At 45.8% G+C, this 26,419-nt stretch carries 17 protein-coding genes and 1 tRNA gene; 13 read left to right on the top strand and 5 right to left on the bottom strand.

Translation table 11 applies throughout. The features are described 5' to 3' along the window. The 13 genes from ACTHMC_RS12170 to ACTHMC_RS12110 all read left to right on the top strand — a co-directional run. The coding region (locus ACTHMC_RS12170; protein WP_440413397.1) for an alpha/beta hydrolase family protein at positions 1 to 1,012 on the top strand (1,012 nt) is incomplete at its 5' end. Between the two features lie 246 nt (positions 1,013 to 1,258). After that, entirely contained in the window at positions 1,259 to 1,858 is a 600-nt protein-coding gene (locus ACTHMC_RS12165) for an RNA polymerase sigma factor (protein ID WP_440413396.1), read from the top strand. A gap of 40 nt (positions 1,859 to 1,898) precedes the next feature. After that, positions 1,899 to 3,080 carry a FecR domain-containing protein gene (locus ACTHMC_RS12160; protein ID WP_440413395.1) on the top strand — a complete coding sequence of 394 codons (1,182 nt, stop codon included), beginning with the start codon at positions 1,899 to 1,901 and terminating at the stop codon, positions 3,078 to 3,080. A 49-nt stretch (positions 3,081 to 3,129) separates the two neighbouring features. Next, complete coding sequence (locus tag ACTHMC_RS12155; protein WP_440413394.1) at positions 3,130 to 3,936, top strand: carboxypeptidase-like regulatory domain-containing protein; 807 nt, start codon at positions 3,130 to 3,132, stop codon at positions 3,934 to 3,936. After that, positions 3,921 to 6,605, top strand: a complete 2,685-nt coding sequence (locus tag ACTHMC_RS12150) for a SusC/RagA family TonB-linked outer membrane protein (RefSeq protein ID WP_440413393.1) — start codon at positions 3,921 to 3,923, stop codon at positions 6,603 to 6,605. The genes ACTHMC_RS12155 and ACTHMC_RS12150 overlap by 16 nt, the downstream gene beginning before the upstream one ends. 11 nt (positions 6,606 to 6,616) lie before the next feature. Continuing rightward, positions 6,617 to 8,014, top strand: coding sequence for a RagB/SusD family nutrient uptake outer membrane protein (locus ACTHMC_RS12145; protein WP_440413392.1), 1,398 nt, complete (start codon positions 6,617 to 6,619; stop codon positions 8,012 to 8,014). Further along, positions 8,004 to 10,589 carry a redoxin domain-containing protein gene (locus tag ACTHMC_RS12140; protein ID WP_440413391.1) on the top strand — a complete coding sequence of 862 codons (2,586 nt, stop codon included), beginning with the start codon at positions 8,004 to 8,006 and terminating at the stop codon, positions 10,587 to 10,589. Before ACTHMC_RS12145 ends, ACTHMC_RS12140 begins: the two co-directional genes overlap by 11 nt. 202 nt (positions 10,590 to 10,791) lie before the next feature. Then, positions 10,792 to 11,388 (top strand): RNA polymerase sigma factor, encoded by a 597-nt coding sequence (locus ACTHMC_RS12135; protein ID WP_440413390.1) that lies wholly within the window; start codon positions 10,792 to 10,794, stop codon positions 11,386 to 11,388. 105 nt (positions 11,389 to 11,493) lie between these two features. Beyond that, on the top strand, positions 11,494 to 12,675 hold the full coding sequence (locus ACTHMC_RS12130; RefSeq protein WP_440413389.1) for a FecR family protein: 1,182 nt from the start codon (positions 11,494 to 11,496) through the stop codon (positions 12,673 to 12,675). Positions 12,676 to 12,965: 290 nt separating this feature from the next. Next, positions 12,966 to 16,511, top strand: coding sequence for a SusC/RagA family TonB-linked outer membrane protein (locus ACTHMC_RS12125; protein WP_440413388.1), 3,546 nt, complete (start codon positions 12,966 to 12,968; stop codon positions 16,509 to 16,511). 20 nt (positions 16,512 to 16,531) lie between these two features. Continuing rightward, on the top strand, positions 16,532 to 18,070 hold the full coding sequence (locus ACTHMC_RS12120; RefSeq protein WP_440413387.1) for a RagB/SusD family nutrient uptake outer membrane protein: 1,539 nt from the start codon (positions 16,532 to 16,534) through the stop codon (positions 18,068 to 18,070). A gap of 54 nt (positions 18,071 to 18,124) precedes the next feature. Further along, entirely contained in the window at positions 18,125 to 19,261 is a 1,137-nt protein-coding gene (locus tag ACTHMC_RS12115) for a TlpA family protein disulfide reductase (protein ID WP_440413386.1), read from the top strand. Between the two features lie 298 nt (positions 19,262 to 19,559). Further along, a complete protein-coding gene (locus tag ACTHMC_RS12110; protein WP_440413385.1) occupies positions 19,560 to 19,862 on the top strand; it encodes a TlpA family protein disulfide reductase in 303 nt (100 codons plus the stop codon). A 64-nt stretch (positions 19,863 to 19,926) separates the two neighbouring features. Here the strand turns inward: ACTHMC_RS12110 and ACTHMC_RS12105 are convergent, their stop codons facing one another. The 5 genes from ACTHMC_RS12105 to ACTHMC_RS12085 form a co-directional block, all read right to left on the bottom strand. Beyond that, positions 19,927 to 23,391 (bottom strand): gliding motility-associated C-terminal domain-containing protein, encoded by a 3,465-nt coding sequence (locus ACTHMC_RS12105; protein ID WP_440413384.1) that lies wholly within the window; start codon positions 23,389 to 23,391, stop codon positions 19,927 to 19,929. 186 nt (positions 23,392 to 23,577) lie between these two features. Next, on the bottom strand, positions 23,578 to 24,357 hold the full coding sequence (locus ACTHMC_RS12100) for a Fic family protein (RefSeq protein WP_440413383.1): 780 nt from the start codon (positions 24,355 to 24,357) through the stop codon (positions 23,578 to 23,580). 124 nt (positions 24,358 to 24,481) lie between these two features. After that, positions 24,482 to 24,565, bottom strand: a tRNA-Leu gene (locus ACTHMC_RS12095). Between the two features lie 108 nt (positions 24,566 to 24,673). After that, positions 24,674 to 25,597 (bottom strand): DMT family transporter, encoded by a 924-nt coding sequence (locus ACTHMC_RS12090; protein ID WP_440413382.1) that lies wholly within the window; start codon positions 25,595 to 25,597, stop codon positions 24,674 to 24,676. Positions 25,598 to 25,612: 15 nt separating this feature from the next. Next, positions 25,613 to 26,419 (bottom strand): FkbM family methyltransferase (locus ACTHMC_RS12085; protein ID WP_440413381.1); only part of this gene is annotated, 807 nt, incomplete at its 5' end.

The following is a 26,419-nucleotide window of genomic DNA, read 5'->3' as shown; positions in this document are numbered from 1 at the left end:
AAGGGAAAAGGGGATCAACCCCTATTACGCGCAGCTGTACAGGGCAGACCTGATGGGTAATGCCGTCAACCTGCTTACACCAGGCAATGCCACCCACCAGGTGTTTATCGGCACCAATGGAAAGTATATGGTTGATACCTATTCCCGTATTGATCTGGAACCTCGCACGATAGTCAGGGATATGGATGGGCATGAAGTGATGGAAGCGTGGAAACCTGATATGAGGCGGCTGTACAACTATGGTTGGAAACAGCCACAGATGTTTACTGTGAAGGCGGCCGATGGAATAACGGATCTCTATGGCCTGATGTGGAAGCCATTCAATTTCGATTCAACCAAAAAATATCCCGTGATCTCGCAGGTGTATCCGGGCCCACAGATAGAAACGGTGTGGTCTGAGTTCACAGTACTGGACCGCTACAACAATACCTCCCTGGCACAGGAGGGCTTCATTGTGGTAGTGATGGGCCATCGTGGCGGATCTCCTTACAGGAACAAAGCTTATTATTCTTACGGTTATGGAAATCTTCGCGACTATGCCCTGGAAGATGATAAAGCTGGCCTTGTGCAGCTTTCAAAACGCTTTTCCTTCATGGATATTGGCAGAGTTGGCATCTTCGGTCATTCAGGTGGTGGAATGATGGCTGTGGCGGCCATGGGTAAATACCCGGATTTCTACAAGGTGGCTGTGGCCTCTTCGGGTAATCATGATAACAGGATCTATAACCGTACATGGGGTGAAACCTACCAGGGGACGGATTCCAGTTTCAATTTTAAAGTAAAAACAAACCAGGAACTCGCTTCTTCCATAAAAGGACATTTATTGCTGGTTGCCGGTGAAGTAGATCAGAACGTACATCCCGGTAACACTTACAGAATGGTTGATGCGCTGATTCATGCCGGGAAGGACTTTGATATGCTCATCCTTCCCGGCCAAAGCCATAGTTATGAGGGCGATTACAAGCTCTATTACCAGCGGCGGCTCAGGGATTATTTTAAAAAGCATCTGTAGTTTATAGTTTTTTGGGGACTAACCAAAAAGGTTAGCCCCATCTGTTTTTGCGGTGCCCGGTCGCTCGCGTCCCCGCGAGTGACTTCTATTTGCTCGCCTCCGGCGAATTCAGCGTTCGCCAGAGGCGAACTGATATTCCTCACTCTCAGATGAACTGATCCCAAATAAAAAGGCTGCCCAAATCCAAATTGGGTATACTATGAAAATTTTAATATAGTTTGCGGCCTAAGGAATTTACCAGTGCTTTTGGGAAACAATCAGCCATATACTGACCAGGAACTGTTGCAACTGACCGCAAACGGAGATAGGCAGGCTTTTAATGCCATCCTCGAAAAGTTCTGGATTAAGGTTTACACCCAATCGCTCACCTGGCTTAAATCTACTGAAGATGCCCAGGAAATTACCCAGGATGTATTTGTTGATGTCTGGCTTCAGAAATACAAACTTCCTGAGGTCAACAATCTTTCCGCCTGGCTGTCCGCCATAACCCGGAACAAAATATTATCCGCCCTGCGTAAACCCAGATTGCGCGGCGAGGATACGGAAAAATTGCTGGCTGCTTCCGGGTATGAGGCGGACCAGTCATTGTTATTGAAAGAATCCTCCCGGATCCTCAACAACGGAATCGATCTTCTTCCCCCCACCCGCAAAAAAGTGTTTCTCATGAGCAGATGGGAACAGAAGTCCTATGACGAAATTGCCCGGGAAATGAATATTTCACGCAATGGTGTTAAAGATCATATAGTCCGGGCCCTCAATTTTCTGAGGGAGTACCTGGCCAAAAATTCAGAAAATGCCACCATCTCGCTGTTGACTATTTCCACTTTTTTTGAAAAAATGTTTTGACCGGACTACCCTCCCTGAAAATTTAAACGACTTAATAGGTATGACGCAGGAGAATTTCCATGAATTATTGGATAAATATGTAACCGGTGAGCTCAATCAGGAAGACCAGTTACAGTTATTCAGGTTGTTGGAACAGCCGGAATATTCGCGTCTCCTGCAGGAGCGCCTGCAGGGGGATTGGGACAACAGCTGTTACGAAGAACATGCCAATGACTTATTAAAAGGAGTAATCGTCAGCTCGGTAAACAGAAAGATCGATTCAATCGAAAAACCTTCCGCCCCCATTGTACACCGGGTTCATTTTCTCCGGAAATGGGGTTGGGCCGCTGCTGTCGTCATCCTTGCTTCAACGGTTGTATTTGCATTGATATATCCTGAACAATCACAGCATGGGCCAGAAGAAAGCCATGTGATTGCCGCTCCCATAATGCCAGGAAAGGAAGGTGCGTTACTGACACTGGCCGATGGGTCGCAGGTATTACTCGATACAGTAAAAAATGGAGAGATCGCTTTGCAGGGTGGTGCTGCCGTAAAAGTTATCAATGGAGTACTCGTTTATGATGGAAAGGGTAAAGAAGCAGTATACAATACGATGTCCACTCCCAGAGGCCGTCAGTTCCAACTGACGTTGCCGGATGGCACACTGGTATGGCTGAATGCCTCCAGTTCCATCCGTTATCCAACTCAGTTTGCTGGTAAAGAACGTAGTGTTTCCGTAACCGGCGAAGCCTACTTTGAAGTGGCGAAAAATGATAAAATACCATTCAAAGTAATCATTGGTGAAGAGGCACAGGTGGAAGTACTGGGTACCCACTTTAATGTAAATGCCTTTGAGAACGAGCATTCCATCAAAACCACACTGCTGGAAGGTTCCATCAGAACCTTTGCTACCAAAGGTACAGGGGAGAAAATGATCTTACAGCCAGGACAGCAGGCACAGATAGAACAGGGAAGCATTAAAAAAGTTAAAGCCAACCTGAGCCAGGTAGTGGCCTGGAAAAATGGTGTGTTCGATTTCAATGATATCACATTCGATGCAGCCATGCGCCAGTTGGAGCGCTGGTATGATATAGAAGTTGTTTACACCGATGGAATACCGGAAGATGTGGAGCTGAGTGGGGAGATTACAAAAGGTGTTACATTGGATGGGCTATTAAATGTGTTAAAGAAGATTGGTGTTACATGCAGGCTGGAAGGCAGGAAACTACTGATCCTGCCGTAAAAAAGTACTGATACATTCAACAGAAGATCGGTAAAACAAAAAACCGGAAGTGTCATTACCACCTCCGGAGGATTGTTCAGCTGATCAGAATAAAGGTTCGACGCTTCATTTTTTTTCAACCAAACATTTGCAATTTATGCAAAAAACTGCTAATTGCGGCTTGATCTTTCATGCCTTGCCGTCATCACAGATTGGATCAATATCCAACTGTACACGCTCACCCCTGGTTACGTTCAAGCTGCGCAACCAAATGCTGAGAATTATGAGAATGCTGACTTTCTTTATGCTGGTAGCCATTCTTTCTGCAAACGCTGAAGGAACTGCGCAAACAGTCACTATCTCGGGTAAGAACATGACATTGCGCGATGTGTTTTCCACTGTAAAAAAACAAACGGGTTATGTGGTGTTTCATAACAAACGGGATTTGGATGAAAACAAAACCATCAGCCTGTCAGTATCAAGAATTCCTTTAAGACAGTTTTTGGATCTGATTGTAAAGGATCTGTCGCTGGATTATACGATTGAAGACAGAACTATTGTACTTGCCAAAAGAATCAGGAAAATCAGCATCAAACTTATTGACTCGCTATCCGGCAGCCAGGAATTGAAGATGCTGATCACCGGCCGTATTCTGGATACCGATGGAAATTCAATTGCTGGTGTGAGTATCACCGTAAAAGGAACTTCCACAGGAACAACTACCGATGCCAACGGCCATTTCTCCATCAATGTTTTGCCCGGGCAGGTCCTTGTTATAAGTTCCGTGAATTTTAAGGAAAGGGAAATAAAGGTTGGCACTGAATCTTCATTAACCATTACCCTGGTTCGAGCCGTTTCATCTTGGATGATATTGTGATAAAAGGGTATTACAATACTACCAAAAGGAAAAGCACTTCAGCTGTAGGAACTGTTACTTCCGAAGAAATTGCAAAGCAGCCTGTTGCCAATCCTTTGAATGCTTTGCAGGGACGTGTTGCCGGTGCCCTGATAACCCAATCAAACGGACTTCCCGGATCAAGGGTTACTGTACAGATCCGTGGCCAGAACTCCATTGAAAACGGAACTATTCCTCTCTATATCATCGATGGAATTCCCTTCAATATAACCACACAGGCTGTTCCGGTCAGGGACGACCTGAATTCATTTGGCATCAGCGGAGCGAATGGAGCGGTGAGCCCATTCAGCGTTATCAATCCTGCTGATATTGAAAGGATCGATATCCTGAAGGATGTTGATGCCACGGCTATCTATGGTTCACGCGGTTCCAATGGCGTAGTGCTGATCACTACAAAAAAAGCAAAGGCTGGTAAAACCCGTGTTGACCTGAATGTATATTCCGGAATAGGAAAGGTAGCCAGGCAGATAGAAATGATGAACACCCAGCAATACCTTGCCTTGCGCAAGGAGGCCTTTGCCAATGATGGATTAACCGCAACCGCAGCCAATGCGCCGGACCTGATGGTTTGGGATCAGAATGCATATACCAACTGGCAGGATAAATATATGGGCGGAACTGCAGGTACCACCGATGCACAACTGACCGTTTCGGGGGGCGACAGCCGTACCAGGTTCCTCCTGAACGGAGGTTACCATAAAGAAACCACCGTAATGCCAGGCAGTCTGGGTTCCGACAGGATCTCCGGAAGATTCAACGGTGATCATAGTTCTGCCGACAGGAAACTGAACATCAACCTTTCTATCAGTTATTCCGCAGATAAAACAAATCTCAATGTAACTGATCCCAGCTCTGTATACAATCTTCCACCGAATATGCCTTTGTACAATCCTAATGGAACATTGTACTGGTATTCGGGCATCAACAATCCGGAGGCATTATTCATGCAGAAGTACATTGGAAAGACCAATAGCTTCATTACCAATACGGCTGTGAAGTATTCGTTGTTATCTGGCCTTGACTTCAAAACAAATTTTGGCTTTACGAGGATCTCTATCAAACAGAATACACAACAACCCGGCTACTCTAAAAATCCGGTGAATGTTGTAAGTAACTCCGCGCGTTTTGCAGATATTACACAGGAATCCTGGCTGGTTGAACCACAGCTTAACTACAACAAAAGAATAGGAGAGGCGGTTGTTTCAGTGCTGGCTGGTACTTCTTTCCAACGCAATCTTAACGACGGGCTTTCCATTTCTGCAGACAATTACACCAATCCTTCTCAGCTGGGTTCGCTGACCGGAGCCGGTACCAATCCTGCTCCTGACATGCAGCCCAGTTACACCCTGTACAAATACACTTCAATTTTCGGCCGTTTGAATTTTGAATGGAAATCACGGTATATCCTTAATGCCACCGTGAGGCGCGACGGATCATCCCGTTTCGGCCCGGGCAAACGGTTCGGAACTTTCGGATCAGTGGCTGCAGCCTGGATCTTTTCTGATGAAGACGGGCTCAGAGAAGCATTGCCATTCCTCTCATTCGGTAAGATCCGCAGCAGTTATGGTATCACAGGAAACGATCAGTTCCCGGATTATTATTATATGTCCACCCTGGCTTCTGCCTCAGGCTCCTATGCTTATCAGGGAAGCAGCGTGCTGTTCCCTGCCAGAATTCCAAACCCTGCACTCGCATGGGAAAGCACCAAAAGACTGGATGTTGGCCTTGAGTTAGGATTTGCAGATAACAGGATCTATCTGAATGCAGGTTATTACCATAACCGCTCTTCCACACAGGTATCCACTGTTCGTGTGTCATCTGTTGCCGGAACAAACGCCTATACAGGTAACCTTCCAGCAACCATTCAAAATACCGGCTTTGAATTTGAACTCAATACAACAAATATCAAATCTGATCATTTCACCTGGAAAACATCTTTGAACCTCACCATTCCCAGAAGTAAATTCCTGGCTATCGACAAAAGCTATTTCAATGCTTCCACTGCTGTACTCAATGAACCCATTACCGCAGTGATGAGGTATGTATACATGGGAGTTGATCCCGCAACAGGAAGGCCGCTGTACGCAGCGTTCAATGCCAGCAGTACCGGCAAGGATACGGTGTCGTTCACGCCCAGCTTTAACCTCGACAGACGCGTGATCGGAAACTCTGCCCCCACTTTTTATGGAGGAATCAACAATGAATTCTCCTTTAAGAATTTTGACCTGAGCTTTTTCTTTCAGTATACCCGCAGGGAAGGTCAGGTTGCTTTTACAACCGTTCCCGGTGTACTGGCCAATATCGATGCAAGCAGAACGGAACGCTGGACAGCACCAGGCCAGCATACTGTCAACCCAAGGGCTACCACGGTGTCTACCATTTACAGTAATTACGCCGGTTCTGATGCTACCTGGGGAGACGCCTCCTGGTTGCGTTTGAGAAATGTGTCTTTGTCCTACACCTTCTCACAAAACTGGATTCAAAAAGCAAAGCTGCAGAATTTACGGGTATTCGTGTCCGGTCAGAACCTGTTTGTAACAAGTAAGGTGAAGAGCGCTTTTGATCCCGAAACAGGTACCTCCATGCCTCCTTTACGCGTACTCACAGCTGGAATCAGTTGTTCATTCTAAATTTTTCAAGCATGAAATCGAATTTTGTTTCAATATACAGCGCAACGAAGATCCTCGTGATGCTCGCAATATTTGCCAGTTTCAATCTGGTATCCTGCAAAAAGTTTGTGGATGTGGATATTCCACCCAATCAATTAACGCCGGCACAGGGTTTCTCTGATTCATTGACTGCACTCAGCAGCATACTATCAGTATACGGTTATTATTACACTACGGGTGTAAATAACTTTGTTTTGAACACCAACCGGATCGGTGCCCTTTCAGCTGATGATGCCTACTATTTCAATACCACGCAGTACGACAACTTCAGGAATAATACATTGGCTGTAGGCAACGATGCCGATATTGTATTCAGCGATCCCTATTATATTCTCAATATCGTGAATACTAACCTGGAAGGCCTCGGAAATGCAACAACGGTCAGCGAAACATTCAAGCGTCAGCTCACCGGGGAGATGAAGTTCTGGAGAGGATATCTCTATTATTTCCTGGTGAACTATTTTGGCGGAGTACCACTGGCATTAAGTAGTGATGGACTGAATAATGCCCGTTTACCCAAATCCACGCCGGAACAGGTATGGGAGCAAATTGAGTCGGACCTGAAAGAGGCAAAATCATTGCTGACCGACAATTACCCCTCAGGGGACAGGGCACGTGTAAACAAGAAAGCTGCTACAGCCATGTTAGCCCGTGTATACCTGTACAGAGGCAAATATCCGGACGCTGAACGTGAGGCGTCTGAAGTAATAGCAGCGTCATCGACGTACAAATTAGAGACAGATCTCAGCAAGGTATTTGTAAAAACAAGTAATGAAGTGATCTGGCAGATAGCCAATGTGAATGGCGTTACCAGAATGGGCGTTAATTTTATTCCCTCTTCCACTACACCCGCTTTGGTACTGACAGATACTTTAACCAAAACATTTCTTGCAAACGATAAGCGGAAAGCAGAATGGACAAAGGCAATTGTAGACGGATCCATTACTTATTATTATCCCTATAAATACAAACTGCGATCCGGTACCACCGGCAATGAGTTTGCCGTGATGTTAAGGCTTGCTGAGCAATACCTGATCCGCTCCGAAGCAAGGTTGAAGAATAATGATAAACCTGGTGCGATAGCTGATGTGGATGTAATCCGCCTCAGGGCCGGACTGCCATTACTTGCCGATACTGACCCGGGCATTTCAGATGCTGCCCTGCAGGATACTATCGATCATGAAAGATGGACCGAACTCTTCACCGAATCATCAGACAGATGGTTCAATCTCAAGAGAAGGGGTAAAGCTATTGAAGTGTTGAAGAAAACAAAACCATTATGGCAGGACTATCAGTTGCTCTATCCATTCCCGCAAAATGACATCAATTCAAATATCAACTTAATTCAAAATCCCGGATATGAACGTTAGCAGAATATTGGTGATATTGGCCTGCCTGCTGCCAACCGTAGTGGCAGCCCGGCAATTCAAGGCAGGCAAATTCAGATTGAAAGCAGATCTTACCGGGTACAAAAGTCAGCCCTCCCTGGTTTCTGTTACTATCTTCAAACCAGGTGGCGGATTCATCTTCGACAGTACTGAGATCATCAACCGGAAATTTGTGTATGAACGCGAAATGGACCAGCCTGCCGTGATGGTTCTCGCTATTAAGTTAAAATCAGCCGCCGGCAATGGAAGAGGGCAGGGGGGAGTGTTCGATTATTTGCCGGTGTTTGCTATCCCTTCTGAAAATACAGTGAAACTGAGTGATTCCCTGCTGACCACTTCCATCATTAACGGCCCTTCCGGAAACCTGACGGTAACCTATAACAGGCTGACCAGATTCCTGGATTCGTGTAACCAGATAGGATACCAGATACTGAATGCAGAAAGGCGTGCTGGTGAAGTAAGTGAAGACCGCTCCAGGTTTGTGAATGATTCTGTAGGGTTTATAGCAGATAATTATTACAGGCAGTTTGTGGAACAGCACCCCACATCTCCTGTTGCCACTCATGCATTGCTGCAGTATGCTAACAGGCCGGTCTGGACGCCGCGTAAGAACCTGCAACCAGACAGTGTGGATAGATTACTCAAACTGCTTCCTGCTGATTTCAAGGAATTGCCTGCAATAAAAGCCCTTTCTGAAAATCTCATAGTTGCCAGGAAAACGATGAAAGGAAACCCGGTAATGGATTTCACGCTTCCGGATACTGCGGGCAACCTGGTGAGCTTGTCTCAGTTCAAAGGGAAATATGTGCTGCTCGATTTCTGGGCCAGCTGGTGCGTGCCATGCAGGAAGGAAAATCCACTGATCGTAAAATTGTACAATAAGTATAAGGACAAAGGTTTTACAGTTGTGAGCGTATCCATGGATAAGGCGGAGGCCAGGAAGGCCTGGCTGGAGGCCATTCAGAAAGATGGATTAGGGGATTGGACGCAATTGTGTGATGTGAAAGGATTTGCCGGCGAAGCGGCGATGATGTACTATATCAAGTCAATACCCACCAATTTTTTGATTGATCCTGACGGAAAGTTCATCAGCAGGAATTTGTATGGAGAATCGCTGAGCAAAGCCCTTGATAAGATCTTTGCATCGGGGAATGAACAAAGGGCTGCCCAACGCAGGACCAATCCTGCCCTGGATTCTATGTTGAATGAAAAAAATGAAACAGCCCTGCACTCCAGGCTGTCAAACCTGCTTTCCAGTAACAATGAGATTGATGCGAATCTTGCTTTACAGTACTACGCACGTAAAAATGACGTGAGCAACTGGGAGAAAGCAAAGGAAGTTGTATTGCAGCGTTTCCCGATGGGTTCGCAGGCCAGGACCGATGCTGTCAATAAACTGTATAATGAAACGGATGCTGCAGCAAAGGAGCAATTGTACAAAGACTATGAAGCAAAATTCAAAGCAGCTCCGGGGAGTATGGTGGCTTTTGATGTTGCGGCTGCCTATGCCGGTGTTAAGACCAAAGTGAACAAAGAGAAAGTGATCGAATATTACAATATCATGTCCGGACAGGGACAGGTGGATAATCTTAAGCTGGTTGTGATTCAGAATTTATTGCTGAATGGTGAAACGCAGCTGGCAGCAAAACTCACTAAAGAAACACTTGATCAGTTGCGGGCTATTGTTACCAGCGCTGCTGCAACATCCCAGGCAGCGGAGCCGGGCAGGCCCGTTGCTGATCCCCGTATGGACTACAATGCCTTCCGGTTGATGTATGCGAAGGTGCTTGGTAAGCAGGGCAATCACCGGGAAGCATTGTCCTACGCCAGGGAAGCTTATGCTGCCAATAAGCGGTCAAACGATGCTCAGACAGTTTACATTACTGCGCTGATTGCCAACAATGAGCTGGGTGAAGCATTTCCGCTGCTTGAAAAGCAATACCGCCGGGGCAGCATTGCACAGGAGCTGAAGAAAAGATTCAGGGACGCGTACTTAGCTGTAAAAGGTTCTGATAAGGGATACAATGACCTGATGGTGTCGATCGGAAAAGAATTGACTGATTCGGCTACCATGAGAATTGCCAGGTTGAAAGGCAATCTATCCGATGCTCCTGCATTCACATTGAAGAATACGGAAGGTAAAGTTGTATCGCTTGCTTCGCTGAAAGGTAAAATAGTGGTGCTGGATTTCTGGGCAACCTGGTGCGGGCCCTGTAAAAAATCCTTTCCTGCCATGCAACTGGCAGTCAACAAATACAAAGAAGACAAATCTGTGGTGTTCCTGTTCATCGATACCTGGGAGCGTATGGAAAATCCGCTCCCTGAGGTCAGGAAATTCATTAAAGAGAACAGGTATACTTTCAATGTGCTGATGGACCTGAAGAACCCTTCTACTCAAAAATGCGATGTGATAGAAAGCTATAAAGTATCCGGCATTCCAACAAAGTTCATCATTGATAAAAATGGAAAGATCGCTTTCCGTATGACTGGCTTTGAGGGAGGTGATGATGCTTCCGTTGCGGAAATAACAGCGATGATAGAGTCTGTGAGGGCCTGATTACATTTGTTATCAACAGCATTAATGATATTCAAAAACGCACCGTGGCAAACGGTGCGTTTTTTTTGTTGACGAACCTGCAACTGCAGGCGATGGGTTTTGTGATTAGTACCGGGGATGTTCAGCGAGCAGCAGTCAAAACAATCGTGAAATGCTCCGATTTCCTTACTTTTAGCGCTCAAACCCAAAATTTCCATCTGCATTGTCTGCTACATCAAATAATGAATTTGAGCTGCTACAGCAAACTGCGGCAGGCAGTGAGGAAGCATTTAAAGCCTTATTCTTCTTATATCAGCGGCGTATCTTTTCCTATGCATTCAAAGTGATCGCTTCCAGGGAACTGGCAGAGGATGTAGTGCAGGAAACTTTTCTGGAGGTCTGGAAAATCCGGCACAGGCTTCCGGAAATAGGTAATTTCAATGCTTACCTACACAAGGTAGCGCACAGCAAATTGTACCATAACCTTCAGCAGGCGGCAAAAGAAGAACTGGTATTGCAACACCTTAAAACCAGCGGCAATATTGCAGATGAGGCGGGATACCCTTTGCTGAGCAAAGAAGTGGCCCAATTTATCAGGTCACTTGTGGACCGGCTCACTCCCCGCCAGCGGGAAGTTTTTCTGTTGAGCCGTGAAGAAGGCCTTACCTATGAACAAATAGCAACGCGGACAGGCGTCGGATTCGAAACGGTGAAATCCCACCTGGCAGACGCACTCAGGTTCATGCGTTCCGAGATCGGTAAACAATACGGCGAACAGGCCATTGCCATTGTGGTTATCTGGCAACTGGCAGGCGTTTAAAAAAAATATAGTTTTTTTCTCCCCCTTAATCCTGACTATCGACTCTTATATTATTGGAAGCCGTTTCTCCGTGGCTTACCATTTACCTATCCTTAATTTTTTAAAATGAAAGAACGATTGCACGAATTGTTCCGGCAGCATTTGGCACAACAGCTGAATGCCTCTGAAAGAATAGAATTGATGGGACTTTTACTGGAGCCTGATTTACAACAGGAAGTGAAAGGCCTTTTACATGCTGGCTGGGATACCGGTGGGGAGGAGTTTGGTTTGCAGGATCAGGAAGCCGTAGTGATGCTGAATAAGATCCTGGATGAAGGCAAAATAAAATATGCGGTGCCTGCCTGGAAAAGATACCGCCTGCATTGGGTGGCTGCCGCGGCAATATTGCTGATGTTGAGTGTGGGCACATATTTTACGTTCTTCCGGCAGCAGGAAAAGCAAGACCTGGTAAAAGATGCCCCTGCGCAAAACAGCACTCATAACCCCGTGGAAATAGCAGCTGGCAAAGAAGGTGCTATCCTCACACTGGCCGATGGCAAACAGGTTTTACTGGATACTGTCAAAAATGCTACCGTGGCGCTTCAGGGAGGTGTAACGGCAAGAGTGGTCAACGGCTCCCTGGTGTATGAAGGCGAAGCGGATATGGCAGCATTCAATACCATGTCCACACCCAAAGGCAGGCAGTTCATGCTGACGCTGCCGGATGGAACACAGGTTTGGTTGAATGCAGCCAGCTCCATCCGCTATCCTGTTTCCTTTGTTGGAAAGCAAAGAGTGGTGGATATTACTGGTGAAGCCTACTTTGAAGTGGCGAAAAATGCCGGAAAACCTTTTATCGTGAACGTTAACGGGAAAGGGCAGGTGGAAGTTTTAGGCACTCATTTCAATGTAAATGCATATGCTGAAGAAACGGCAATTTATACAACACTGATAGAAGGGCGTATCCGATTCTCTGCACAGCACCTGGCTTCAACAGTGAACTTACAACCTGGCGAACAGGCAGAATTGAACGGAATGATCAAAGTGCATAAAAATGTGGATGTAGAAAAAATAATGGCCTGGAAGAATGGGCTGATCAATTTCGACGGGGCAAGTTTTGATGAGATCATGCGCCAACTGGAACGTTGGTATGATATCCAGGTTGTTTACGAAAATAATAAAACTCCCAACCTGGAGCTGGCAGGTGGTATGACCAGGGGTGTTTCACTCAATGTGCTCCTGAAGCAGTTGGGAGAAATGGGTGTTCACTACAGGCTGGATGGCAGAACCCTGATCATTTTACCATAATTGAAAGCGCGATGAATCTTACAGTGTATACAAGCAGCTATCCTGGCAGGATCGTCTAAAAAAACCGGAAGTGGTAGTAACACTCCCGGCGGTGTTTTAGTTGATTCAAATGACCGTATAAGTATTTTTTCAACCAAACAATGCAATTTATGCAAAAAACTGCTATTGGCAGCGCCTTCGTGTGCTTCCGGATAAGGGCTTTTATCCAGCCTTCCGGAGGTGATTACGGGCTGCCAGCTCAATTCATGAGAGTTATGAGATTGCTCACTATTTTACTATTTGTTGCTTGTATGTCAGCATCGGCCTCAGGTATTGGCCAATCTGTTACTATTTCCGGGAAGGAACTGACCTACAAACAAATATTTTCAGCTGTCCGCAAACAAACGGGTTACATTGTAGGGTATGATGCTGCATTATTATCCGGCAACAAAACCTTTTCACTTACCGTGAAAGCCCTGCCGCTTACCCAGTTCCTGGATCTCATTCTGAAGGACCAACCGCTTAAATATGAGATCGCTGATAAAACGATTTTTATTTCTCCCAAGCCACCTTCCATATCTCAATTGCAGATATCGCTTTCCGGATTGCTGGCACCGCCGGTAAAAATAAGAGTGGTGGATTCACTCGGCAAGCCTGTTCCGGGCATATCAATTTCCTTAAAGAAATCCCGCGTGCTGGGTGTTACAGATGCCGATGGTGTATTTACAGCCAACGTGAAAGCAGGAGATGTGCTGGTTTTTTCCTCTATTGGTTTTGAAACGCAGGAACGTACCATTTCTGATAATTCAGCAATTACCGTAATCCTGGCGCACTCCATTACAAGCCTTGAAGGTGTTTCAATAGTGTCAACCGGTTTTCAAACACTGAACAGGACCCGCGCTACCGGAACTATAGAACGTGTTGGACAGGATGTGCTGGCCAACAGGCCCAATACCGATCTCTCATCCATGCTGCAAGGTGTTGTTGCAGGTATGCAGGGCCAGGAAAGCGCAAATGGGAATGTTACATTTACCATCCGGGGCATTTCCACCCTGGGAACCACCAATAATCAGCGTTCACCATTGATCGTCATCGATGGATTTCCACTGATGAACGGTGATTTTTCCGCCATCAACCCCAATGATGTGGAAAGTGTTGACGTGTTGAAAGATGCCGCCGCTTCTGCTATCTGGGGCGCCCGATCAGCAAACGGTGTGATTGTGATCACCACCAAAAAAGCAAAAGGCAAGCAGGGGCTCACCATCGATGCCAGCGCTTTTACCCGCATTGGCAACAGGCCCGATCTCGATCAGATTTACACGATGGCCAACGCTGCAGATCAGGTGGCCTATGAAAAACTGGCCTTCGAAAAGAAGATCTACGTTACTGCCGGGCTCTTTTATCAGGGCGGCCTGTTCCCAAGCGAGTTCAGAACGACGCTTACTGCCGCCCAGCAATTATTGTTTGCCAACCAATACGGACGATTGTCAACTGCTGATATGAACGCCGGCCTGGATGCACTGAGCAAAATAGATAACCGGGGCCAGATGCAGGAATATCTCATGCGCCATCCGCTTACCCAGCAATATAATATCAGCCTCAGCAATAATACCGACAGGTCCAAGACCTATCTCTCCTTATTGCACGAGCAGAATAAAGACCGGTTCATTGGCAATGGCTTCAAGAAGTACGATATCAACTTCGCCAACGAGTATAAGCTGACCAAATTCCTGACGCTTAACTTCAACACATTCATCCAGTATTTCAATCAGCAGAACAGCGGTACTATCCTTTCAGAACTGAACGGCTATCCTACACTTTTTGGTGGAGGTATTTCTTCCTATGAAATGTTCCTGAACCCCGATGGAAGTTATGCAAAACAAGTAGCGGGGGTTGATGGCGGAACGGGCGGACCTGATCCATACATATTGTCACAGATGCCTTTGAATAAATTCCCATATTCCGACTGGTCATATAACCTGCTGAGAGAGGTGAGGGGCCGTGACCTTCAAACCATGAACTACAATGCACGTTTACAGGGAGGCCTCACGCTGAAACTGATACCTGGCCTTACGTTTGACGCGAAAATTCAGTATGAGCGCGGAAAAGTAACAACAAAGAATTATTACAGTGACGACACCTACTATGTGCGGAATATGGTCAACACCAATCTGCAATACAACAACACCACTAAAACAGTAGGTAACGTGTATTTGCCTAAAGGAGGCATTCTTCAGAAAACCGACAATGATTTCACCAATTACAATTACAGGGGACAATTGTCCTACCTGAAGGATATTGGCAGCATGTTCAGCGTCAATGCCATTCTCGGTGGAGAAGTTTCTCAGTACCGTACAGATGGCATAGTATATCCATGGCTTTACGGGTACAACCCTGAAACACTTACTTCCGTGGTGCCGCCCTATGGCTATGGAAGTTCGGTTGATGTGTTTCCCGCAGGAACGGTCACCGGCTCAAACTTAACTTCACTCCAGGGTGGAAACACAACCCTGTCTTATGGCCTGGACCGGTATGTATCCTACTTCGCGGCCAGCGACATTACCTACAATAAAAAATATACACTCTCACTGAATATCCGCGGTGATGCATCTAACTATATCACCACAGATCCCAAATTACGCTGGTCGCCATTCTGGTCAGTGGGTGGTAACTGGGATGTGAAGGCCGAAGACTTTATGGATAATGTCCGTTCAATAGATTACCTGCATCTCAGGGCAAGTTATGGAAGTAACGGTACGGCAGATAAATCTACTTCCACCCAGGCATTGGTGAATATGGGTACATCACCCAATGTTGGCACAGGTACCATCACAGCAACTATCAGTAGTTTCGGTAATCCGTTTTTACATTGGGAACGGACACATACTGTCAATTTTGGGGTAGACTTCGCCCTCTTCAAAAACAAGCTGACAGGTAGTGTGAATGTATATAACAAAAAGAGCACGGAAGTTACCGGCTCCAGGACCCTGCCACAGGCCTATGGCACCAGCGCTCAAAAATTCAACAACGCCGAGATCCTGAACCGTGGCATCGAAATACAACTCGGTACGGTACTTGATTTTGCAGGTGGCTTTAAATATGCTACCTCGCTGAATTATGCCTATAACCACAATGAGGTTACTGATCTTTACTACCCCAATCCCAGGAATTTAGAATTAGTGACACCCGGTTTGGCATTCATTCAGGGCAGACCGGTTAACTCGTTTTATACCTATGATTATGCCGGAGTGGATGCTAACGGCATGCCGCAGGTCTATGGTCCGAAAGGAGCAAAATTCGGTTTCAACTCACAAACGCTGCTGATCAATACTGATGGCATTTCCAACAATTACATGCATTATGCTGGCACAACAACTCCTCCACATAGTCTGGGATGGCGGAATACATTCAGTTATCGCAATCTGAGTATCACCGCACAACTGATCGGAACATTCGGCGGAAGTTTTCTCAACCCCTCATTTAATTATGGAAGCGCCTTTGTAGGTTACGGAAAAACTGCCCCTAACAGGTTTGTAAGCCAGGTACTGCAGGGAGATCCGTCAGTGCCATCATTGCTGGCCGACCCCGCCATTACACTCTGGCCGCGTTATTCCCCCTACCTGACCAGCTACATAGAAAGTTCTTCATTCATCCAGCTGAAAGAAGTATTCCTGAACTATCAGCTGCCTCAGAAACTTATTGAACGTGCCAGGTTGAGAAACATGAGTTTGTTTTTGCAGGTAAGAGACCTGGGCCTGATCTGGAGTAACAATACCAATGGCTATCATCCTGATTTTCTTCCGGGAGCAGACAGGCCGGTTATCTCATATACATTCGGTCTTAAGTTCGGCTTTTAGATCTAATAAAAAATTACAAGATGAAAAATATCATATATACAACGCTTGTGTCAGGCCTGATAAGCCTTACAGCATGCAGTAAATATCTGGAAGAACCCAATAAGATTCAGACATCCATCACAACAACGGCTCAGTTGCAGGCTTTGCTGGATAATGTAACCAGCACCTCTCCCGACTGGGCCGGACAGTTTGCAGCCAATTATGCAGTGATCAATGCTACTGATGATGTGGAGATCAATCTTGCCGCATACAATAACACACCAAGTGTATTTGATCTGACCAGTGCATTCTATTACACGTTTGATACGGATAAACTGATAGAGACCTCAGCAAGTGATCCAATCTGGGCGAATGGTTATCAGCGCATCCTCACCGCTAATGTGATCCTCTCTAATGTTGATAATGTTACCGGGAATGAAAGTGAGAAGAATATGATCAAAGCCAATGCCTACTTCAACCGGGCCTATGCATACTGGGTATTGGTGAATCAATACTGCCAGCCTTACCATTCAAGTACCTTGCAGTCACCCGGACTTCCATTAAGAAAAACGGTGAGCTATACTGAAAGCCTGAAGCGGGCCACTTTAAAAGAAGTGTATGATTTTATCCTGTCAGACATTTCACAGGCCCGGTCATTTGTTAGTTATGATGATGTGAATCCACTCTACCGGTGGCGGATCAGCAAAACGGCGATCGATGGTTTTCTGAGCAGGTATTATTTATTTACCGGAGATTACAATGCTGCAATAACTCATGCCAATAATGCGCTCGCCACTTCAAATGCCCAATTGGTGGATTTCAATACTATTGGCCCTGCCACAAACCCTACAACATACACGCCGAATGGACCTGGCGGGCCAGCATACACGGTTACCTATTCCGCCCTCAGTCAATGGGCAAATTCCCAATATCTCGCGTGGCCTGAATTTCTGTACACCAGCTATACCGCCGGAATAAACGCTGGAAGGAATAGTTTCAATGCCAGTCCGGCACTGATTGCAAACTATGGTGCAACAGAAACAGAGCGGGTAAAAGACCTGAGGTATAAACACTTCATGCCTGAACACAGTGGTTTTGCGGCGCAATGGGGTGTGCCCGGGCTGAACAGTTTCAAGCAATTTGGTTTGAACCTGATACCCACAGGACCTGCCATCGCCGAAGTGATGCTGAACAAAGCGGAAGCTGCTGCACGTAAGGGTGATTTTGCTACTGCTTCAACTTTAGTGACGGCTTTACGTACCAAACGTTTTGTGACCGGATATGAAAACCTGGATCTCGGCTTCAATGCCAGCAATGCACTGACACTTGTATTACAGGAGCGCAGGCGCGAACTTCCTTTCGCATTCAGATGGTATGATATACGCCGTTTCGCTTATAACGAAACTACTGCTGATGATATCACAGTCAGCCGTACTTTCTACAACGTTAAGCTTAGTGCTATAGATAAAACTAACTCAAAAGTATATACGTTACCGGTAAAAAGCTCCCGTTATATGATCCCCATCCCTAATAATGATATCATCCAGTCAGAGGGGCAGATCATGCAGAACAGTTATTAATTGCTTTCCTGGGTTAAATGATATTATAAAAAAATAGAAAACATAACAAGTAAGATGAAAAAAATTGTAAGCAAATGCACAGCAGTATTAATATTGCTGGTAGCTGTCACGTCTTTTTGCAATGCGCAGGATCAACCGAAACCAACATTGTATGTGGGTGATAAGGCGCCAGAGTTCAGGTATGGAAGTGTGATCAAAGGCTCTCCGGCTGCGGATTACAAACCCGGACATCTTTATCTTTTTGAATTCTGGGCAACCTGGTGCGGGCCATGTATCGCATCCATGCCGCATCTCTCAGAATTTGCAAAGGCAAATCAGAAGGATGTATCTGTTATTGCAGTGAATGTTTGGGAAGACAAGACCGGAAAATTATCCTATGACTCGTTGCAGCCCAAAGTGGAAAAATTCGTCCGGAATATGGGCAAAATAATGGACTTTGATGTGGTAACTGATACGAAAGAAGAGCATATGGGGAAAAACTGGTTGACTGCCGCAGGGGTGAATGGTATTCCCTGCACCATCATGGTGCAGGATGGAGTGATACAGTGGATGGGGCATCCGGTACAGCTGGATTCAATTGTGAAACTGGTGCTGGATGGCAAATACGATATAAAAAAAGCCAGGGATATGGCCGTCGCAAAAGCAAACAGAGTGCCTTCAAAAGAAGAGCTTATCTATTCTAAAGCAAGCAGGGAATCAAAATCTGCGGTGGAAGAAAAGCGCTATGGTACGGCAGTTAAGATCATCGATTCTGCTATTGCTGCTATGATGCCGGGTTATCTGGGACCTCTGAATTTCGACAAATTCATGATTCTTTTAGATCATGTCAGCGAAAAGGAAGCGATGGCTTTTGTAAAGGAATGGCAAAAGACGAAGCCAGGATATAAAGCTTCTGTTGGAGTAGTGATCTGCCGTAAGCCAGGTTTGAAAAAAGATTCCTACCTGTATGCTATCAATTCACTGCGGGAAATGATAGACAATCCCCAGCCCGGGGCTATGATCTATAAAGAGATTGCCACCGGATACTCCAATATGGGCGATTTTAAAAAAGCCATGGAATCGCAGACCAAAGCCATAGAAATCGCCAGACAAAATCTGAAGGAAGGGAAATATCCAGGGTTTATCAGGGAAGACCTTGTGAAAGAGTATGAAGCAACACTGGAGGAATATAAGAAGAAAGTAAAAAAATAATTGATAAACCGGAATAATAGCTATTCTGAATTGAGAAGGCGGCCAGATGGATGATCTGTGCCGCCTTTCTAATGAAGCAATTGTTTGCTGATTCCTATTTACAAAACAACTAAGTCCGGAGCAAACCAGGCAGCTTGACAGCATTGTATCTTTTAATTCGCTTCCCAACGATGAACTGTTGTTCAGGCGCTACCGGAGTTACAGACGTTGGGTAGACGGGTACCTGAAATACAAGTATGCCACCAGGTAAAAGGCGGATACTGCGATCAAAGTAATCAATGGCACCATCCCCCTGCATGTGATCTTAAACGAAATCCAAAATCCTTTTATCAGGGAATACCTGTGTTACAGGCAGGCCACCCTGAGCTTGAAACTGATCAAGGACACTGCTAAATTGTTACAGGCATACAATGATTTCAATAAGGTTATAACAGCTCCTTATTATAAGGGCCAGATCAAAAAAATGTATGATAGTTACAAATTCCTCAATACGCCGGGATTACCGTCGCCGGTATTCAATTATCCTGATATCAACAGTAAGATGGTTTCCCTGAAAAGCCTGAGGGGAAAATATGATTATATAGATATCTGGGCCACCTGATGTGGGCCTTGCATAGCTGAAATACCATTCCTTCAAAAAATAGAACATGGATATGAAGGAAAATTTATCTTATCAGGAATAAAACTCCTTTGCGTAGTAACGGTCCGCAGAAAGTAGCGGCTTTGATGATGTATATATATTCTCCGCTGTCCTGTGGCTTGCCTTTAAAGGTGCCATCCCAGCAATCCGTGGATTTGGTGCCATGGAATATTTTCTGTCCCCAGCGATTGTATATTTCCAGAGATTCCAGTTTGATGTTGGTCCATCTGCCGATACCGAAGCAATCATTTTTACCGTCGTGGTTGGGAGTAAAGGCATTAGGTATCTCGAAGATGGGAGTACCTGTTTTGGTTACGTACACCACAATGGTGTCATTGGCAATGCATCCGAACTGGTTGGTGCCTTTTACAATGAATTGGGTGGTAGTGTCCACCAGTGTTTTAGGATCACGTCTTTTGGGATTGTCAACTGCTGAGGCCGGGAACCAGTTGTAGCTGATGGCTCCGGTAGCAAGGAGTTGAGCACTGGTAGTTACACAATTGATATCATTCGTTTTGGTAGCGTCAGTGTTTGGCAAAGGATTGATACGAAGCGGCGCAAATATTACCAGAGAATCATGACCGCAGGTGTTTTCTGAGATCAGCACGGTATACGTCAGCGGCCGTATTGCTTTGACAGAAGGGGTGGGGCTGAAGGGATCATCCAGCTGGTCTGCCGGTGTCCAGCTGTAGGTGTCCCCGCCGCTGGCTTCAAATTTTGAACTGGTGTTATAGCAGACAGCATCCGGAAGTTTGGCCCTGAAGTCCGGTTGCGGCCGGATATCCACCATTACAGAATCTCTGGTGATACAGTTCTTCAGATCGGTTATCTGCACATGGAATTTGGTGGGTGTTTTCAAAACCGGGATGGTTGGTTTTGCCGTGCTGGCATTGTTAAGTGCGGCTGCAGGCGTCCAGGTATAACTGTAATTCCCATTGGCTACCGCTCTCAATTGGATTGGCGTATTGTTGCAGACAAGTGTATCAGGAGTTTTATCAAGAACCGGTTGCGCTATAACGTTGATGGTTACTTTATCTGTAGCGATGCAACCATGGATGGTGGTGCCGGTTGCGGTGTATTCAGTTGTTTTAGCGGGTGCGGCTACCGGGTTGGCAAGGGTAGGGTCGGAGAGGTCTGCTGCAGGCGACCAGCTCCAGGTATTTGCTCCTGTAGCTCCCAGTTTTACGGAGGTACCTGGACAGATCTCAGCATCTGCGCCTGCATTTACAGTAGGCTTTTCTACAGTGATCTTCACACTGTCGTATACCGTGGTCACTTCGGTAAAACTGATATCATCCAGAGCAAAATCATTTCCGGAGAATACAGTGCTTTTGTTTATGACAGCAATTTCCGCAGTGGTCTGATTGCCGGAGTTCCAGGTGGTGTACAGTTGCATCCAGGTGCAGGCTGCGCCTGAGTTGATGGGAGATCCTACTTCATGGTTATTGATGGTGAAACGAAGGCGGGCAGGATCGGCATTGTTCACGGTTTCTATCCAGATGGAAAACGCATAGTTGGTATTGGGCTTCACCGGAATACTCTGGTACCATACCCGAACACCGGGAATGGTAGCGCCGTTCACTATCATCATTTTCCCTTTACCTGTAGTATGGTCAACGCAAGGACTCATGAGCGGATTCCAGTCCTGTGAATTTTCTCCGATATAATATTCTCCTCCGTTTATATTGGGAGGAGTTTTATAATTGTATTCAGACGTAAAGCCGGTATTGCCTGCTTCGAAATTTCCATTGCTCACCAGGTTGGGGCCTGGCTTCCTGATAGTGCAGTAATAGGTTATATCCTGTGTAGTAGAAGTAACAGGGTTGGATATTCGTGGATCACTGAGGTCAGTGGCGGGATACCAGCAGACATCCACTGAAGGTAGTGAACGAAGTTGCTTGGTGGCGCCATCGCAGATGGTGGTATCAGGTGTGAGTACAATATCTTCTTTCCCCAGATGGAGTGGGATGATTTTGCTGACAGGAGCTGTACACTTGTTCTTCATCACCGTGAAGGTTACCTGATAGTTGCCATAGGCGCTGTATCGGTGGGATGGACTGAGCGTGTTGTTCACCGTTGTGCCATCGCCGAGTGTCCACTGATAATCAGAAATACCCGTATTGCTGTTGGTAAACCTGACAGTAAGCGGGTCACAGATTTCCTGCTCGTAACTGAAATCCGACGACACAGGTGCCTGCACCACTATTTTTTTACAGATCATCTGCTGCGTGGGCAGTCCGTCATCGATGGTGAGATTGATATTGTAGGTACCCGGGGCATCGTAGCTGAAAACCGGAGGGTCTTTCTGTGTGGTTGCAGGAATACTGGCATTGGTGCAGCCGGCAAACTCAAGGCGTGTGAGACTGTTGCTGTAGGCTTTCATTACAAATCCGTACACACTGGATTTATCTCTGAACAGTTTTGAAATACAATGGGCTAATGTTCCATTGACCAGGTTGCCGGCAACACTGGCCACAGGTACGGAACTGAGATCATTATTGAAATCAAGCCTTACAATGTTTGAATTGGAGCTACCTCCGTTGATGGCAAAACCAATGGTTTGGTCGCAGGATTTCAGAATGGTGATATCACGGGTATCATATAGCTGCCCACCCATGTTGCCAAGATTGGTGCCCGTAGGGGTATTGTTCAGGGAATTGCCGAAATCAAGCCGGGTAATAGTTGATTTTTGACTGGGAGTTTGTGATTGATTCACTATAAACGCATACCAATTTCCTTTGTCTGTGGTCACAAAGATGCCTGTTGGATAATCCAGCCCGCCGATATTGCCCAGGTTGGTGGCAACAGGAACATTGCTGAAACTGTTGGTGAAGTCGAAACGAGTGATGGTATTATTCTGACTGTTGATGGTAATGCCGAACCAGCGGCCTGCATCTTCATAAAGGTGCAGGTCAATGGGGAAATCCATATTCCCGATATTGCCCCAGTTAGTGGCAACCGGCGCCGGATTGGCAATGTCTGTTCCGAATTCTATTTTAACGATCCTGGGACTTGTGGAGGAGGAGGCATCGTGCCCACCCGTAATAATGGCAAACCAGTTTCCATTCTGTTTCACCACCTGGATTCCTTCGTTACCGAAAGCGATCGGGAGAATACCTCCGAAATTGCCCAGGTTGGTGGCAACAGGTGTATTGAGGAGACTATTTCCAAAGTCAAGCCGGATCAGGTTTCCGCCATAGTGATTGGTTACGAATCCATAATAATTGCCGTTGTCTGAAACATAATCCATGAATACAGGGGTATTGAACTGGCCGCCTATATTGCCCAGGTCTGTAACAGTTGGTGCATTGCTCAGATCGGCCGTACAAAAGTTCCAGTAATAACTGGTTGCTCCAACGGATGTGTTTAGGATAGTGACAGGTGAATTTACACAAACGGTATCCGGAATAATGAAATCAGGGGTCACCTGGCTGAAACTGGAAATACTGAAAATATTGCACAGCACCGCAAATAAAAGACATCTTACCATGAGAATGGTTGATTTGGTTAGGGGCTGGAAACCGAAAGTATTAAAAATACCCGGATTATTTAAACCTGTTTTTTGCAGGATCAGTTGCAGCAGCTGTTGCATGTCGGGCGCCTCCCTACATCGTTATTCTAGCAGGGAGTTTTAGCCACAAAACGAGGGAAGCATAAGAATGTAATCCAATGCCGGTTAAAAAAAGAAGGAGAATCCTTTGCCGTCAATCCTGTTGTTCTTTTTCGAAGGTTCCGTGCCAATGTCTCTTCTGAACTGTTGCATTTCGTTCAGTAAAAACTTTTTATACTGTTCCGTCATGAATCCGGTGAATATAGAAATATCTTCCTGCTTCCTTGCTGCCTGCAATGCATCATAATAATCAACTTTGTCTTCCTGGTAAACAATAGCCAGAGGAAGGCCATAGTAACACTGAATATAATTCATCAATAAGCGGCTTGCGCGTCCGTTTCCATCATAAAAGGGGTGAATACTGATCAGGTCAAAATGGGCAATGAAAGAAAGATGCAGTTGCTCTTCTATGGTAATTGCAGAAATAAGTTCTTTGTTGATTTTATCAACCAGTTCAGATGTATAGCGTTCTACTTTATCATAATTAACGAAATAACTTCCCCCGGCACTTACATTGCCTTTGCGAAACATACCTTTAGTTGCATCGATCTCGCCAAAAATAGTATTGTACAAACCACCGGTATGCTTCATAACCCTTGCATTGATGGATTGTATGAAGTTTACTGTAAGAGGTGTTTTTTTCCGGGCAGCATCCAGCACAAAAAGCAAGGCATCATAATGATCTTTTACCATCAGGCTGTGCTCAAGGGGTTTCCCTTTTGGCGTAATACCTTCTTCTAGGAGCAGGCGGGTTTCATTTTCTGTTAAGGTGGATCCTTCTATTCCGCTGGAGTGATGAACAATGGAGAATTGATTGAATTTGTCATAATCTATTACATCATGCAAATTCAGGGATTTGTATTCGTCTATTATGGATTTGATATCCACCATAGGTAACACCAATAGGAGTGAATCTAAAATTGACAAAAAAGAAAAAGGCCGTAAGTAACTCTTACGACCTTTTTTCTAGTGCCCAGGACTGGATTCGAACCAGCACACCCTTGCGAGCGCTGCGACCTGAACACAGTGCGTCTACCAATTTCGCCACCTGGGCAGGTGATCTGTTAACCGTTGATTCAGAGTTACTTGAATGTTCCGGTATCGTGTTCGGGGTTGCAAATATAAACCTAATATTGAACTCACCAAAAAACCTTTCAACTTTTTATCGCGTTGTTTTCCAGCCAATCAGCAAAACGCCCGCCACTACTAGCATTGTACCCACAATTTGCTCCAAAAAAATTTCTTCGCCCAATATCCAGTACGCCTGCAAAATGGTGGAAACAGGTCCGATCCCCGAAATGATCGCCACATTATTCGATCCGATCTTCTTCATCCCCAGTGAGATCAGGAAACTCGGGATCACCGTTGCAAAGATCGCTAATAACAATCCATAGATCCAGGCACTTCCTGCCGCCTCACGTAGCACACCAAAATTGCCTGCAAATAAAAAATGCAGGAATATACCTGCCGTGGCTGCTATCATCGCATAAGCGGTAAATCTGCCGGCTCCCACAGATGGGATAATATGACCGCTGCCGGCGATATAGATCGAATAGGTGACTGCGCAACAGAATATGAGGAACACACCCCAGTAGAAATTTTCGCCGCCTGTATCGAGCTGCAATTCGCCCGCAAAGGCCAGCCCGATCCCGGCATAGGTCAGCAGCAAAGCGATCCATTGCAAGCCGCTTATCTTCTGCTTGAAATAAAACCCATTGATCAGCACGGCAAAAGTAGGGTAGAGGAAGAGGATCAGCCTTTCCAGCCCGGCTGACACCCACTGCAGTCCCATAAAATCAAAGAGACTGCTCAGGTAATAGCCAAAAAGACCAAGAACCACTACCCAGGTCCATTGACTCCTGGTTAGTGGTTCGTTCTCCTGGTTCCTGGCGGCTACTACGGCCGCCACTGTATAAAAAGGAAGTGAAAAGATCATTCTCAGGGTGAGCAACGTAAGCGCACTGATGGCGCTATGCGCAAAAGCCACTTTGATGATGATGGCCTTTGTTGAAAATAACACGGCACCCAGGAAAGTGATCACAAAGCCTGCCAGTGAGATCCGGTTATTTTTTATCAGTTGCTCCATGTATAACCCTCAGGGTTACCTGCTGCAGAAGAAGTTCACCTGCTGGTTATTGCGGATGATAGCGTCGAAGTCCGGCGTATGCAGGCCGTTTGGCTCTATCTGCCTGATGGTGAAACCAACCTCTTTCAGCAGATTGATATAATCGGCCGGGTCCTGGTTGATCTTGCGCATCATATCCGGTGTGAACTCGGTGAGCAGGTAATCCGTTCTTTTTAAAGATTCTTTTGCGCCTAACATGGCCATATATTCGAAACCTTCCACATCTATCTTGATCAGTTTGATGCGGCGGCCGGTCATGCCCTCCTGTTCCAGTAAGGAATCCAGCCGCACAGTTTTAACTTCTGTGCTCCTGACGGATTTCTGTTGCTGTATCAGGGAGTGGCGTCCCAGATTATGGTCTTTGTAGAGATAGAGCGTTTTTGTTGTGTTTTCGTTCCCCAATGCAACGTTGAAGAGCCGCACATTTGTCTTGTTGTTAAGCTCCCTGTTCTGACTGAGCAGGTTGAAGTTGAATGGATCCGGTTCAAAAGAAAAAATAGTGGGTTTTGCCTGGCTGCTTAATGTAAGCGAGTGCCAGCCGATATTAGCGCCGATATCAATAATGAAATCTTCATTCCTGATGCCGATGGTATTCAGCAGATATTGGGTGATATGATCCTCCGAGTAAACCCCGAACTTGTAGTAAATGTCTTTTCCTACACCGTCCTTGATGAAGAATCTGAACTTCAGATCATATTTATCGCAATAGGCAGTTAGAAACTGTTTGTTGGTGAATACCCGATAGAGGATATGTTTCAGTCGGTTCCCCCAAAGTCTAAATCG

Origin of the sequence: Pseudobacter sp., assembly GCF_051955275.1 — a bacterium.
Lineage (GTDB): Bacteria > Bacteroidota > Bacteroidia > Chitinophagales > Chitinophagaceae > Pseudobacter.
Note: the sequence above shows the minus strand (reverse complement) of the source record. Positions and strands in the feature narration are given on the sequence as shown.

Bases quoted from the DNA above. Each gene is read 5' to 3' on its own strand.
- ACTHMC_RS12160 (WP_440413395.1), top strand. From the start codon at position 1,899: ATGACGCAGGAGAATTTCCATGAATTATTGGATAAATATGTAACCGGT.
- ACTHMC_RS12145 (WP_440413392.1), top strand. From the start codon at position 6,617: ATGAAATCGAATTTTGTTTCAATATACAGCGCAACGAAGATCCTCGTG.
- ACTHMC_RS12140 (WP_440413391.1), top strand. From the start codon at position 8,004: ATGAACGTTAGCAGAATATTGGTGATATTGGCCTGCCTGCTGCCAACC.
- ACTHMC_RS12130 (WP_440413389.1), top strand. From the start codon at position 11,494: ATGAAAGAACGATTGCACGAATTGTTCCGGCAGCATTTGGCACAACAG.
- ACTHMC_RS12125 (WP_440413388.1), top strand. From the start codon at position 12,966: ATGTCAGCATCGGCCTCAGGTATTGGCCAATCTGTTACTATTTCCGGG.
- ACTHMC_RS12120 (WP_440413387.1), top strand. From the start codon at position 16,532: ATGAAAAATATCATATATACAACGCTTGTGTCAGGCCTGATAAGCCTT.
- ACTHMC_RS12115 (WP_440413386.1), top strand. From the start codon at position 18,125: ATGAAAAAAATTGTAAGCAAATGCACAGCAGTATTAATATTGCTGGTA.
- ACTHMC_RS12105 (WP_440413384.1), bottom strand. From the start codon at position 23,391: ATGGTAAGATGTCTTTTATTTGCGGTGCTGTGCAATATTTTCAGTATT.
- ACTHMC_RS12090 (WP_440413382.1), bottom strand. From the start codon at position 25,597: ATGGAGCAACTGATAAAAAATAACCGGATCTCACTGGCAGGCTTTGTG.